The 13,208-nt window shown below is 57.7% G+C and carries 11 protein-coding genes and 1 riboswitch; of the genes, 6 read left to right on the forward strand and 5 right to left on the reverse strand.

Going from position 1 to position 13,208, the window contains the following annotated elements; all coding sequences use genetic code 11:
• The first annotated feature begins 50 nt into the window (after positions 1-50).
• On the forward strand, positions 51-782 hold the full coding sequence (locus tag WMW72_RS16610; protein ID WP_341416638.1) for an SDR family oxidoreductase: 732 nt from the start codon (positions 51-53) through the stop codon (positions 780-782).
• Positions 783-954: 172 nt separating this feature from the next.
• On the opposite strand, the gene WMW72_RS16615 is transcribed toward WMW72_RS16610, so the two are convergent.
• Complete coding sequence (locus WMW72_RS16615; protein WP_341416639.1) at positions 955-2,118, reverse strand: hypothetical protein; 1,164 nt, start codon at positions 2,116-2,118, stop codon at positions 955-957.
• A gap of 171 nt (positions 2,119-2,289) precedes the next feature.
• On the opposite strand from WMW72_RS16615, the gene WMW72_RS16620 reads away from it, so the two are divergent.
• The 3 genes from WMW72_RS16620 (at position 2,290) to WMW72_RS16630 (ending at position 7,186) form a co-directional block, all read left to right on the forward strand.
• Positions 2,290-3,018, forward strand: a complete 729-nt coding sequence (locus WMW72_RS16620; RefSeq protein WP_341416764.1) for a polysaccharide deacetylase family protein — start codon at positions 2,290-2,292, stop codon at positions 3,016-3,018.
• 232 nt (positions 3,019-3,250) lie between these two features.
• Entirely contained in the window at positions 3,251-5,632 is a 2,382-nt protein-coding gene (locus tag WMW72_RS16625; protein WP_341416765.1) for an ATP-dependent helicase, read from the forward strand.
• 138 nt (positions 5,633-5,770) lie between these two features.
• Entirely contained in the window at positions 5,771-7,186 is a 1,416-nt protein-coding gene (locus tag WMW72_RS16630; protein WP_341416640.1) for an MDR family MFS transporter, read from the forward strand.
• 76 nt (positions 7,187-7,262) lie between these two features.
• Here the strand turns inward: WMW72_RS16630 and WMW72_RS16635 are convergent, their stop codons facing one another.
• The 4 genes from WMW72_RS16635 to WMW72_RS16650 are packed head-to-tail and all read right to left on the reverse strand — an operon-like array spanning position 7,263 to position 9,971.
• Positions 7,263-8,102, reverse strand: coding sequence for an energy-coupling factor ABC transporter ATP-binding protein (locus tag WMW72_RS16635; RefSeq protein WP_341416641.1), 840 nt, complete (start codon positions 8,100-8,102; stop codon positions 7,263-7,265).
• Entirely contained in the window at positions 8,099-8,857 is a 759-nt protein-coding gene (gene cbiQ / locus WMW72_RS16640) for a cobalt ECF transporter T component CbiQ (RefSeq protein WP_341416642.1), read from the reverse strand. Before cbiQ ends, WMW72_RS16635 begins: the two co-directional genes overlap by 4 nt.
• On the reverse strand, positions 8,854-9,207 hold the full coding sequence (locus WMW72_RS16645; RefSeq protein WP_341416643.1) for an energy-coupling factor ABC transporter substrate-binding protein: 354 nt from the start codon (positions 9,205-9,207) through the stop codon (positions 8,854-8,856). Before WMW72_RS16645 ends, cbiQ begins: the two co-directional genes overlap by 4 nt.
• Positions 9,204-9,971 (reverse strand): energy-coupling factor ABC transporter permease, encoded by a 768-nt coding sequence (locus WMW72_RS16650; RefSeq protein WP_341416644.1) that lies wholly within the window; start codon positions 9,969-9,971, stop codon positions 9,204-9,206. The genes WMW72_RS16645 and WMW72_RS16650 overlap by 4 nt, the downstream gene beginning before the upstream one ends.
• Positions 9,972-10,196: 225 nt before the next feature.
• Positions 10,197-10,390, reverse strand: a riboswitch (cobalamin riboswitch).
• A gap of 100 nt (positions 10,391-10,490) precedes the next feature.
• On the opposite strand from WMW72_RS16650, the gene WMW72_RS16655 reads away from it, so the two are divergent.
• Positions 10,491-12,107 (forward strand): ABC transporter substrate-binding protein, encoded by a 1,617-nt coding sequence (locus WMW72_RS16655; RefSeq protein ID WP_341416645.1) that lies wholly within the window; start codon positions 10,491-10,493, stop codon positions 12,105-12,107.
• Positions 12,095-13,180, forward strand: a complete 1,086-nt coding sequence (locus WMW72_RS16660; RefSeq protein WP_423227556.1) for an ABC transporter permease — start codon at positions 12,095-12,097, stop codon at positions 13,178-13,180. The genes WMW72_RS16655 and WMW72_RS16660 overlap by 13 nt, the downstream gene beginning before the upstream one ends.
• The last annotated feature ends 28 nt before the right edge of the window (positions 13,181-13,208 follow it).

The following is a 13,208-nucleotide window of genomic DNA, read 5'->3' on the forward strand; positions in this document are numbered from 1 at the left end:
TTATTTTATAAATTGGTTGGTCAACCAACTAATAAGGAGGAGAAAGTAAAATGGTATCCCTACATGGAAAAAAAGTGTTGATTGTTGGAGGCAGCTCCGGTATTGGATTGGCAACCGCCGGTCTGCTGCTGGAAGCAGGGGCTAAGGTTGTTATTGTTGGACGATCCCAGACAAAGCTAGACCTTGCACGAGAAGGCTTCTCTCTTTATGCGGAGAATGTAGAGGGTTATGCTCTGGATATGATGGATGAACTGCAGGTGAAACAGTTCTTCGACCAGCGGATCAAGCAGTTCGATCATCTCGTGATTAGCGCTTCAGAAACTTCCTTGGTCGATTTTAAAGAGTCTGAGATGGAGACCGTGAAGGGATTGTTCGCCAGCAAATTTTTCGGTCCTTACCAGTTAGTTAAGCATGCAGCGCCTTGGCTGTCGAACGAAGGCTCGGTTACGTTGTTTTCGGGTGCAGCCGCATTCAAGCCAGCCAAAGAAACAGTGGTTCTCGGCTCGGTGAATGCAGCGGTCACCTTTTTGGGGCAGGCTCTGGCATTCGAGCTCTCGCCTATTCGGGTCAATGTGGTTTCTCCAGGCATTATCGACACACCGGCTCACAGCAGTATGGATGTTACCACCCGTAATCAGTTCTTCGAACATGTAGCCAGTGTTCTCCCCGTCAATCGGATCGGGACCGCTGAGGATGTCGCCGAAAGTGTGCTCTATCTCATCCGGAACGGATTTAGCACGGGCAGCGTGTTACATGTGGATGGAGGGCATTCCATTGTGTAGTTGAAACGATAGATGCAGGCATGCAGATCGTTGCAAACACTCGGAATGCCACCGATTATTCCAGGCGTTGTTCGTGAGCGTGGAGATGAGCTTCTTGGTATCGACATTTCCACCTTGATTGAGAATATGGATTGAGAACTGTAAAAAAGCATTCTGCCAGACTTGCTCGCCATTATGAGCGCTTGTCGACAGACTCGATGTGCCAGGAGTCGATCGGAGACAGCCTGCGCAGGCGAAACATCAGGGTGGTATGCTCCGGCTTCCGCTCCTTGCGGGTCAGCTCCACCTGTATAGGGAAATCAAGGGCCAACAGCCCGTTCCCGTTGATAGAGCCGCTCTGTACCGGCTGGTTCTTGGACGGACGGATCGCGGCCAGGCCGTGCATCCATCGCATCGTTTCCTCCAGCTGCGGATGCCGGAGGCTGCCAAAGCTCAGCTTGAGCAGCTGGGAATCCCGCAGATGGATGGCGGCTACATACGCAGCGGCTACCTCCTCCGCCCCGGCGCGGCCGAAATAATCGTCCAGAGCGCCCCCTGCCTTGCGGACCATCAGCTGATGCTCCAGATCGACTTGGGCCGAGCCATGGGTGGTGCTGCCCAGGAAGTGCAGGCAGAAGTGCCCGGAAAAGTCATTGCCTGGAATCCCGTCTCCCCCGTGTGGCATCCCCGCCATAGAAGCCGCCAGCCGCTGACCGTCTCCCGCTTGCACCAGAACGGCCCGGCGTTCCCAGCTCCACACGCCGTTGTAGATCTGCTTCATAACGGCCGTATCCGCCTTCGTCAGCGGCTGAACGTCCGCATGCTGCCGTCCGGCACGGTGCTGTGCCTGGAAGGACAGACCCGTCTCCAGGTCGGTGATCGTGAACTTGGTCATCTTGGGCAGTAAAGTCGAGGCGTGCGGCCAAGGGTGTATCGCGCCATAATGCATGGTTCGGAGACGCCCGGCCTGCTCCTTCAGATAGGCTCCGGTCTTGGCGTCGAGCGGCAGCAGCTGGTGGGTCGCTTCCTCGTATAGATCTCCTCTGCGATTTAGCAGATATATCTCTTCCGATCCTGCTCCGCTGGATGACAGCTTCAGATACGTATCGAATACGGGAGCATTCCCGGTTTCCGAACCCTTAAGGTTTTGTTCCGTCCGCCGGGCCCGCGCTGCGTGGATGGATTTGACCAGCCGGGAGGCATCGACAGCCAGCCGGGATTCGTAAGCTGCCCCGGACGAGGACTTGACCGTCAGGAGGGCGACGGGCGCTGCCAAGACCTGAGAGTCCGGTAAGAATAAGGCCAATAGGGTCATAACAGCGAGTATGTGGAGCAGCCAGGCAGGCTTGCGGACCATTGTTGTTCCTCCGATCGTTGGATGGCTTCCCTGTGACAGGGTCTGCAAAGAGCGCAGATCTCATAACAGGATATTAAAGGGAACATAGTTTGACGGTCACATGCTTATCCTATATTTGTTGCAGAGAAGGAGGAGAAGGCATTGCGATTGCGCTTATTGGGAAGCTTATTGATGACCTTGGTCCTGATCGCTTTACTTGGCTTTCCGCAGGCTTACGCGGCTCCGCGTAAGCAGACGAACAGCCGACCCTACTACGAAGCTCGCGGTGAGGTCGTGTGGGAGGTCCCTAGCGAGGAGAAGGTGATTGCACTGACCTTCGATGACGGACCGGATGAAACGGATACACCTGTAATTCTGGATCTGCTCAAGCAATATGAAGCTAAAGCCACTTTCTTCGTTGTGGGGAAACGAGTCGAGCAGCATCCCGAGCTCGTCAAGCGGGAAATAGCGGAAGGCCATGAAATTGCGAATCATACGTACAGCCATGTGTACTTCAAGAAAAACATGCCGGACAGTAAAATCGAAGATCAACTGGTCAAGGCCGAACGGGTGATTGCGGATGCGACCGGGCTGAGAACCAGGCTGTTCCGGCCTCCCGGCGGATATTACAGCGAAAATGTCGTCCGTGCCGCCAAAAAAGCCGGCTATCTCGTCGTCATGTGGTCCTGGCATCAGGACACCGAGGATTGGAACACGCCGGGGGTAAATAAGATCGTCAACAAGGTGCTGAATAATGCCCGCAACGGTGATATCGTTCTGTTCCACGATCATGTGGAGGGCCGGACCCAGACGATCGAGGCTCTGAAGCGAATCCTGCCGGAACTCAAGGAACGAGGATACCGGTTCGTTACGGTCACCGAACTGCTTAGTTTCCGCAAGTCCACGACCGTGGAAAAGTAAGAACGGACCGGCGCTGGACAGCTTGTGCTATACTGGAGCTAGAATAGCACAGTGCGTTGCAGGTAAAGGGGCAAGCGAAGGTATGAACATACAGGCATCAAAAGCGCCGGAGAATCGCAGGGAATCGGGAGTCTACGACGCTTCAGGCGCAGGGGCAGGTATCGCGTTAGAAGCGGAAAGCGGGAGACGGCATGAGACCGAAATCCGGTATACGTCTGCCGCCGGGCGGAGCATGGAGGAGAACCTGGCGCAAGCATCGAGCGGCGAACGTTTTTTTTGCCGTAAATCGGCAGAGGTCGGCGTCACGCTGAACAAGGTTCAGCAGCAGGCGGTGCTGCAGACGGAAGGTCCGCTGCTGCTGCTGGCATCGCCAGGGTCGGGCAAGACGACCACCGTTATTATGCGCATCGGTTATTTGCTGGAGGAGAAGGGGGTAGCCCCGTCGCGGATCAAAGCGGTGACGTTCAGCCGCGCTTCGGCGACGGATATGAAGGAGCGCTTCGCGCGCTTTTTCCCGGGACTTCCTCCAGTCGACTTTTCGACCATCCACAGCCTCGCCTTCGAAGTTGTGCGCGACTATATGTGGCGTACGGGAACCCCCTATCGGATTATCGAGGGGGAGCTGCGTCCTGATGAGGAGCAGGAGCTCGCGGGACAGGAGCAGCCGCCGCTTCACAAGAAGATGATTTTGCGCCATCTGTTCGGGAACATCGTCGGGGGGACGATCACGGAGGAGCAGATGGATGATTTAACGACCTACATCAGCCTGATCAAGAACAAATTGATCCGTCAGGAGGAGTGGGCTACCGTGCCGTGCGAGGTGCGGGAGGCGCACTCTATTTTGCGCGCATACGAGACGTTCAAGCGCAGCGGTGCGGACAAGCTGCTGCTGGATTACGACGATATGCTGACGGTGGCCCATCAGGCGCTGGAGACGGAGCCGTTCCTGTTGGCCAAGTACCAGTGCAGGTACGACTATGTGCTGACGGATGAAAGCCAGGATACGTCTGCGGTCCAGCATGCGATCATCGAGAAGCTGGTACGAAAACACCGGAATCTGTGCGTCGTCGCCGACGACGACCAGTCGATCTACAGCTGGCGCGGAGCGGACCCGTCGTACCTGCTGCAGTTCGGCAATGCGTATCCCGGCGCGAAGACGCTGTTCATGGAGCAAAATTACCGCTCGACCCGGCATATCGTTGACACGGCGAATCGGTTCATCAAGCGCAATCAGAACCGTTACGACAAAAACATGTTTACGCATAATCCGGAGGGCCATGAAGTTACGATCCGTAGTCTGAGCAGCTACGCCTTTCAGGCGTCCTATCTCGTCAGGGCGATTACCGGCGAGGAAGAGCTGCGCGAGATCGCTATTCTGTACCGCAATAATTCATCGGCAATTGGACTTATGAATGCGTTCGATCGGGCCGGCATTCCTTTTTATATGAAGGATGCGGATCTGCGCTTTTTCTCCCATTGGGTCGTAGAGGATGTGCTGAATTTCATGAGGATGTCCTATACGGACAAGCGCCCGGATCTGCTGGAGAAAATACATATGAAGCTGGCAGGCTACATTACGAAGCAGCAGATCGCGGCGCTGAAGATGATCGGCAACGGGGAGTCGGTGTTCGACAACCTGACCGCGCATGTGGAGCTCAAGGACTATCAGCACAAGCTGCTGGAGGAAGCCAAGACAACCTTCCGGGAGTTGAATACGATGCCGCCGCGTGAGGCCATCCGGACGATCCGGGGCAAGCTCGGTTATGAGAAGGCAATTGACCGGATGTGCGAGCGTCTAGGCTTCCGCAAGGAGTATCTGATGGGCATCCTCAACACGCTGGAGGAAATTGCGGAGCCGCTGGACACGCTGGAGGATTTCGCCAAGCGCTTGAAGCATCTGGAGACGGTACTCAGGCAGTCTAGGGCACGCAAAAGCCACAATGCCGTAACCTGTTCTACCTTCCACAGCTCCAAGGGGCTGGAATTTAAGCGCGTGTATATGATCGACCTAATCGACGGCATCATACCTTCTTCGGACGACAAGGACAAGAAGGGCGAGGCTGGCAGCGCGGCGATGGAGGAGGCAGTCCGGCTATTTTACGTAGGGATGACCCGGGCGCGGACTGAGCTGGAGCTGATTACGTACCGGGAACGGGATGGGGCCAAGGTAACGGAGTCGGCGTTCGTCACTGGTGTGCGCAGGATTGTGAACCCGGATGCCGAAGACGAGGAGGGGAAGGCGCAACCGGGGGCTGTGACACGGAGCGGAGCATCAGGTGGGCCGAGAGGGGTTAAGCCCGGAGCGGCAAGCCGGAAAAGAAGCTTGGACGATCCGGGAGCTTCGAACCGCAAAAGGAGCATGGCCGGATCCGGGTCAATCGGCTCTGCGGTATCGGTCAAGGTGGTGAAGCCTGTGGCCGTGCGATCTCCCGATGCGATTGCGGAGAGTGCGGCTCTGCGGGCTGGCGTGAAGGTCAAGCACCGCAAATTCGGACAAGGTGAGATTATGCAGACAGATGGGGACCGTGTCCGGATCCGCTTTGATGAAGGAGAGAAAACCTTGTCCGTCCGAACATGTCTGGAGATGGGGATTCTGGAGCTGGAGAAGAAGTAGAGCCCTTCCTGTATGCTTCTTACATAATGAAGGATGTATTGACAATATTCGGGCGGTTTGTTAGCATGACTATCATTCAAACCTGACATAGCACTATTTACATGTTCTAAAAGGTAGATGAAGGACAGGAGAACCGGAATGGACCGTACTCATGTAAGATCTGGACCAGGGAAGGAAACCAACCGCAAGATGGTGACCTTGGGGCTGCTGGCCGCCCTATTTATTGGAGCGCTTGACGTGACAGTCGTCAGCACCGCGACGCCACATATGGTCGAGGAGCTGAGCGGACTGGGCATGATCACCTGGGTGTTCTCCATTTATACGCTGACGACGTGCGTGGCGACGCCGATCTTCGGCAAGCTGACGGATTTGTACGGCAGGAAATCCGTCTTTATAACCGGGCTGATCGTCTTCGTACTGGCTTCCGTGCTGTGCGGGATGGCCGAATCGATGACCGGCCTGATCTGGTTCCGCGCCCTGCAGGGGATCGGAGCGGGCGCACTGACACCGGTCACGTTCACCATTATCGGGGATTTGTACCCCGGCGAGCAGCGGGGCAAGATGCAGGGATTATTCGCTTCCGTCTGGTCAGTGGCCGGGCTGCTGGGGCCGCTGGTCGGCGGATATTTTGTGGATTATTTATCGTGGCGCTGGATTTTCTATATGAACATCCCGATCGGCATCGTCTCACTCATCATGGTATTCGGCTTTCTTCATGAACGCTTCGAGAAGAAGCGCAAGCGCATTGATTATGCGGGCGCGATCGCGTTCACACTCGGGATTTCGGCCATGCTGTATGCGCTGCTTAGCGGGGGAGAGAGCCTGCCGTGGAGCTCACCGGTCATCTGGATATTGTTCGTTGTAGCACTGGCAGCGCTGCTGGCCTTTATCGCTATCGAGAAGCGCGCTGAGGAGCCGATGATTCCGCTGGCGCTGTTCCAGAGCGGGGTTATGAATGTGTCCAATCTCAGCGGCTTCCTCGCTTTCTCGATATCGACGGGAACGACGATCTATGCCCCGATGTGGATTCAGACGCTGCTCGGCTATACGGCCACAAAGTCCGGGCTGATGGTGATGTCGATGTCGCTGGCATGGCCCATCGCTTCCAATCTGGCAGGCAAGCTGATGTACAGGCTGGGCGCCAAGCGCTTTATCGTCTTCGGGTCGCTGCTGGTGCTGCTTGGCAGCCTCTGGCTGATGTCGCTGCGCATCGAATCACCGTTCTGGTCGATCACGGCAATTCTGACCGTCATCGGCTTCGGGATGGGCTGTCTCTCGACGCCGCAGACGGTATTGATCCAGTCCGTCGTCGGCTGGGAGATGCGTGGTGTCGCAACCGCCACGAACTCGCTGATGCGTTCCCTCGGACAGACAGTCGGCGTAGCGATCTTCGGTGTATTGTTCAACAGCCATCTGATCATGCATACCAAAGCCGAGCTGGCAGGCGGGATGCAGGCCGTATTCGTCGCGATTTTCGTGATCGCCATGCTGAATATGATCGCTGTGGTGTTCCTGCCGTCCGCGCGTAAGATCGCGGAGCTGCAGAAGAGCTGACCGCTTGCCCTTATTATTTTATCTATAACAAGAGCCCTTGACCGATTCGATCCGGTCAAGGGCTCTTGTCATAGATTCAGGATATGGGCCAGGCGGCGAGCAGGCGCTTCAGCTCCTCCGCATCGCGGGGAGGCTGGTTTCCCTCGCGGATGAGCGGAGGCAGCGAGTGCCACACGTCGAGCAGCAGGGGCGGCTCCAGTCCAAGTGCCAGCAGCCGGTCCGTCTGGACGAATACGTCCTGCGGCGTGCCGGCCAGCAGACAGCGGCCCTGGTCCAGTACGACCACCCAATCGGCCCATGCGTAGGCCAGATTCATATCATGCGTCGCCATCGCGACCGTCACCCCGCTGCCATGCACCCGGTCCAGCTCGGCGAGGAGCTGCCGCTCGGACAGGCGGTCCAGGTAGGCGGTCGGCTCGTCCAGCAGCAGCAGTTCCGGCTCCAGCGCGAGCACGCCCGCCAGGGAGACGCGTTTCTTCTGCCCGAGGCTGAGCTGATGAACCGGCCGGTCGGTCAGCTGCTCCAGACCGAGCGAGGCCAGCATACGCAGGGTGCGTTCGCGGATTTCCGGCTCAGGCAGTCCGGCATTGCGCAGGCCGTACCCGATATCCTCATAAGGCGTGTGCAGGATAATCTGATGCTCCGGGTCTTGGAAGACAAGACCGACCTGTTGCCGGAGCTGCTTCAGCTCGTGAGCGCGGTAGGTCAGCGGAGCTCCCTGCCAGCAGACCTCTCCGGCGGTAGGGCGCAGCAGGCCGATCGCATGAAGGAAGAAGGTCGACTTGCCGGACCCGTTATGTCCGCAGATGGCGGTCTTTTTCCCTCGGGGAAGCTTCAGGTCCAATCCGTCCAATGCCGGATGGTCCGCGCCGGGATAATGATGCCGCAGCTGCTTCGTTTCCAGTATATCGTTCATAGCATATCCCTCCAGATGAACCAGCCCTCCAGCGCCAGCAGGGCGGCAAGTACAAGAATGGCCTCCCATAGATAGGCTCTGGGAATGGCCGGGCCTGTTCCTGTCAGCGGAGATAGCCGGATGTCGCCGGTGAAGCCGCGTGAGGCCAGTCCGTGGGCCAGCCCGCGATAGCGCTGCACCGTCTTGGCGAACAAGCGGCCGACCAGGACCGCGGTATCCCGGATGCGCCCGCGGAAGCCGCTCTGCCCGCCGCGTGCCTGCTGAGCCTGATACAGCTCCTGTGCGGTATCTGCGAACAGGAAAATAAAGCGGTAGGTGATCAGCATCAGCTCGATGACGAGCCTCGGCATTCGGAGCTTGTCCAACACCTGGAACAGTCCGGATACCGGGGTGGTCAGGATGAGGAAAGCGAGCGTCGCGAAACAGGCTGCCGTCCGGGTGAGCAGTCCGGCCGCGCGGATTAACCCGGTCTCCGAGATGTACAGGCCCCCCGTCGAATCCAGCTCCAGCACGAGCGCCGGCAGGCTGGCGGCGTAGAACAGCAACGCGACGGCGAGCAGGGCGGCATAGAAGCGAAACGGGATGCGGGCATGGCCGACGATCCAGACGAACATCCAGACGAAGACAGCTGCCTGCACGAGCGGATGCGCCAGATAAGACAGGACAAAAAGAACGGCTGCGAAGCCGGCCTTCCACAAGGGAGAGACGGCACGCAGCCCATTGTTATACGCATAAGCGTCGATCCGCCGGATCATGACGGGTCGGCAGCGGAATCCGAGCGCCGCCCGGCGGGCTTGCCGGAGGAGGCTGTTCGGGAGCTTGCAGACTTCTCGGCCTTGGTGGACTTGCCCCTCAGCAGGCCGATGACATAGCCGATGATGCCTGCGCCGATCGCCGCCTGCAGGGCAAACAGCATGCTCTCCGTCTCAGCCGGAGGCTCGAACCATGGGGAGAACCACGGCTCATAAGCAGGGGCCAGCGTGCCGATCATTTCCTCGGCAGCGCCGTCGGCTCCGCCGAATTCGCCGTTGACGAAGAGTAGAGGCAGCACGGCAAGCAGCACGACAGCGACCAGAATCAACAGGTTTTGGGTGCTTCGCTTCATTGGGAACGGCCTCCTTTCATGACACGCTGCAGCAGGGACAGTTCTTCGGTGCTGTGCGCCTGCAGCCAATTCCAGATCAGGACGGTCAGCAATCCCTCACTGATAGCAAGCGGAACCTGCGTAATGGCGAAGATGCCGCCGAACTTGGCGAATGAAGCAAGAATGCCGCCGCTCTCGGCCGGGAAGGCTAGCGACAATTGCAGCGAGGTCATCACATAGGTGCTCAGATCAGCCAGAGCGGCTGCTGAGAAGATGGCGAGCTTCTGCTTGCCGGTCGATGCCATCAGCCAGCGGTAGACCGCGTAGCCGACGAACGGGCCGGCGACAGCCATCGAGAAGGCGTTGGCGCCGAGCGTTGTCAAGCCGCCATGGGCGAGCAGCACGGCCTGGAACAGCAGGACGATCGAGCCGAGCACGCTCATAGGCAGCGGACCGAACATGACCGAGCCGAGGCCGGTTCCTGTCGGGTGCGAGCTGCTGCCCGTGACCGACGGAATCTTGAGCGCCGATAGGACGAAGGTGAACGCGCCGGCGAGTCCAATCATCAGCTTCAGCTCCGGGGTTTCTTTCGTGATCCGTTTCAGCGCGCGCAAGCCGAGGATGAAGAAGGGAATAAAGGCCACCCACCAGAAAATCGCCCAGCCCAGCGGAAGGAACCCTTCCATAATATGCATCGCTTGAGCGCTTTGGGGCTCGTTGACCAGAAAATACAGGACAAAGCCTGCGATGAGAAGCGCCGTACCGGCCAGCTTCTTCGATTTCATGAATACATCCTCCGTCTCATAATCGCTTTCTTGGAATCTTGAATCTTACGGTCATGCTTCATCTAGCAGGCTTTGATGAACTGAATGCACGCATTAAACTAAACGACAAATAAGCCAAATCCGTCTTGGATTGGCCGTAGGTACGACATACACGCCAAATAACGATCCGTTGCTGCCTGATCGTCAACTCGTGGGCTCGTACACCTCTCCTTTCCGCGAAGGTTACCGGGTGCGCAGAGTGAGGTAGGTCTCCTGGCTTCCGGATCAAGCGCTTTCTCGCCGTCTTCCCCGGACACGGATCCGAGTGACATGAGAGGAAGAAAACTTTCCGGTTACAGTGGCGGGACCGCTCGGGGTTTACACCCGATTCCCTGTTACCCTTTGCTGCTCGCAAAGGCACCTGACTCTGTGTGAAGCTAATTTACATGAAACATAACACAGTCTAGTGACTTTGTCTATCGATTGTGTTACTATTTGGTTGATTCATGCTACGGATATAGAAAAAGGGAGTGGGAACGAGTGAAAGCGAGATTTCGGGTTTGGGTTTTACTCAGTTTGATCCTGGTGATTGGCCTTGCGGGGTGTACCTCCAAGACGCCAGAGAAGGCTTCGGAGGCTTCGAGCGCATCCGGCGCTCCGAAGGACGAGCTAATTCTCGCCGTAGGGGGAGAACCGGATGCGGGCTTCGATCCGACGACGGGCTGGGGTCGTTATGGCTCGCCGCTTTTCCAGAGCACCTTGCTAAAGCGAGACCATGATATGAAGGTCGTCTATGATCTGGCAACAGGCTACGAGTTGAATGCCGATGGCACGGCGTGGACGGTGAAGCTGCGCAAGGACGCCAAATTCTCCGACGGGAAAAATGTCACGTCGGCCGACGTGCAATATACATTCGATACCGCAGCCAGAAGCGGCTCGGCTATCGATCTGAGCAATCTCAAGTCCATGGAAACTCCGGACGAGTATACGATCAAGTTTAATTTGAAGGAGCCGCAATCCACCTTTGTTCAGACGTTGGTTGCCACTGGGATTGTGCCGAAGCATGCTCACGGCAAGGATTATGCATCCAAGCCGATCGGGTCCGGCCCGTACAAGCTGGTCCAGTGGGACAAAGGTCAGCAGGCTATCGTGGAAGCGAATCCTGAGTATTATGGAAGCAAGCCCGTATTTAAGAAGCTGACATTCCTGTTCCTGAACGAGGATGCAGCTTATGCGACAGCCAAGGCGGGCAAGGTGGATATTTCCTACATACCGGCAGCCTTCAGCAAGCAGCCCGTAGCCGGGATGCGCATCGAAACGGCTCACTCGGTCGATAACCGGGGCATCATGTTTCCTTATGTGAAAGCCGGAGGAAAGACGAAAGAGGGCTACCCGGTCGGCAATGATGTAACGGCTGAGCTGTCCATCCGCAAGGCGATCAATATCGCGCTGGACCGCAAAGCGATTGTACAGGGTGTGCTGGAAGGGCAGGGGACGCCAGCTTACACGGTCAACGACGGACTGCCTTGGTTCAATCCGGAATCCGTGATCAAGGATGCGGACATGGAAGGCGCCAAGAAGCTGCTCGAGGAGGACGGCTGGAAGGATACGGATGGCGACGGTATCCGGGAGAAGGGCGGGCTGAAAGCGCAGTTCAACCTGTTGTACCCGGCAAGCGACGTGACCCGTCAATCGCTGTCCATCGCAGCGGCGGATATGCTGAAGCCGCTCGGTATTCAGGTGAAGGCCGAAGGAAAGAGCTGGGATGAGCTGGAGAAGCTGATGCATGCCAATCCGGTTATGCTCGGCTGGGGCAGCCATGACCCGCTGGAAATGTACAATGTCTACAGCGCCAAGTATCAAGGCGTGGAATACTACAATCCAGGCTACTATAGCAACGATACAGTAGAAGATTATATGAATAAGGCACTGCGCGCGACTAATGAAAAGGATGCGTTGGAGTTCTGGAAGAAGGCGCAGTGGGACGGAAAGACGGGTCTAAGCGCCAAGGGAGACGCAGCATGGGCATGGCTGGTGAATATCAACCATCTGTATCTCGTCAAAGACGGCCTGGATATCGGCAAGCAGATGATTCATCCGCACGGCCACGGCTGGCCGGTGACGAGCAATATTGAGGAATGGCGATGGACCAAGTAAACGGACAAGGAAGCAGGGAAGAGGAATCGGAGGAACGCCAGGAAGGAAAGCGCGGGGGAAGTCCGCAGAACAGTTATGATCCGGCCCCTCGCACATCCGGGCTGCCTGGACGCGTGCTGGCTTATCTGCTGAGCAAAGCCGGCCGGCTAGCGCTGCTGCTGGCGGCTGTCAGCGCGATCTCCTTCGCGCTGGTGGAGTTCTCGCCAATCGATCCGGTGCAGGCCTATGTCGGCGCGGATATGCTCAAGGTCGGACCGGAGCAGCGGGAGGCGATCGCCGCGCATTGGGGGCTGGACCGCCCTCCGGCAGAGCGCTATGCCAAGTGGGTGTCGGCACTGCTGCGCGGTGATTTCGGAGAATCGATGATTTTCCGCAGACCGGTGCTCGAGGTCATCGGCGAGCGGTTTGCCAGCTCGATTGCGCTGATGCTGGCCGCGTGGCTGCTGTCGGGCGTAGTCGGCTTTGCAGCCGGAGCGCTTGCGGCTATGAAGAAGGATACATGGATCGACCGGGCGATCCGCTGGTATTGCTACACGCTGGCTTCCACGCCGACATTCTGGCTCGGCCTGCTGCTGCTGCTCGTGTTCGCCGTCTGGCTGGGATGGTTCCCAGTCGGGCTCGGCGTTCCGGCCGGAGTGCTGGCGGAGCAGGTCACGCTCGCCGATCGTGTGCAGCATATGCTGCTTCCTGCGCTGACATTAAGCGTGGTGGGAGTCTCAAGCATCGCGCTGCATACGAGACAGAAGCTGATCCAGGTCATGGACAGCGACTATGTGCTATTCGCCCGGGCGCGTGGTGAGCGGGGCTTCACGCTGTTCTGGCGGCATGGTCTGCGCAATGTGGCGCTGCCTGCGGTGACGCTGCAATTTACGTCCTTCTCCGAGCTGTTTGGCGGAGCGGTATTGGCGGAGCAGGTGTTTTCGTACCCGGGTCTCGGCCAGGCTACCGTCGAAGCAGGGCTGCGGGGAGATGTGCCGCTGCTGCTGGGTATCGTGCTGTTTACTTCAGTCTTTGTGTTTGTGGGCAATATGCTGGCGGACGTGGCCTACCGTCTGATCGACCCGAGAATCTGAGGCCATGGACACAGAATACAGTTTTCCT

It is taken from the genome of Paenibacillus filicis (assembly GCF_038070315.1).
GTDB classification, from domain to species: Bacteria; Bacillota; Bacilli; order Paenibacillales; family NBRC-103111; genus Paenibacillus_G; species Paenibacillus_G filicis.

Coding starts and splice junctions, on each gene's coding strand:
- WMW72_RS16610 (WP_341416638.1), top strand. CDS start 51: ATGGTATCCCTACATGGAAAAAAAGTGTTGATTGTTGGAGGCAGCTCC.
- WMW72_RS16615 (WP_341416639.1), bottom strand. CDS start 2,118: ATGGTCCGCAAGCCTGCCTGGCTGCTCCACATACTCGCTGTTATGACC.
- WMW72_RS16620 (WP_341416764.1), top strand. CDS start 2,290: ATGACCTTGGTCCTGATCGCTTTACTTGGCTTTCCGCAGGCTTACGCG.
- WMW72_RS16625 (WP_341416765.1), top strand. CDS start 3,251: ATGGAGGAGAACCTGGCGCAAGCATCGAGCGGCGAACGTTTTTTTTGC.
- WMW72_RS16630 (WP_341416640.1), top strand. CDS start 5,771: ATGGACCGTACTCATGTAAGATCTGGACCAGGGAAGGAAACCAACCGC.
- WMW72_RS16635 (WP_341416641.1), bottom strand. CDS start 8,102: ATGAACGATATACTGGAAACGAAGCAGCTGCGGCATCATTATCCCGGC.
- cbiQ (WP_341416642.1), bottom strand. CDS start 8,857: ATGATCCGGCGGATCGACGCTTATGCGTATAACAATGGGCTGCGTGCC.
- WMW72_RS16645 (WP_341416643.1), bottom strand. CDS start 9,207: ATGAAGCGAAGCACCCAAAACCTGTTGATTCTGGTCGCTGTCGTGCTG.
- WMW72_RS16650 (WP_341416644.1), bottom strand. CDS start 9,971: ATGAAATCGAAGAAGCTGGCCGGTACGGCGCTTCTCATCGCAGGCTTT.
- WMW72_RS16660 (WP_423227556.1), top strand. CDS start 12,095: ATGGACCAAGTAAACGGACAAGGAAGCAGGGAAGAGGAATCGGAGGAA.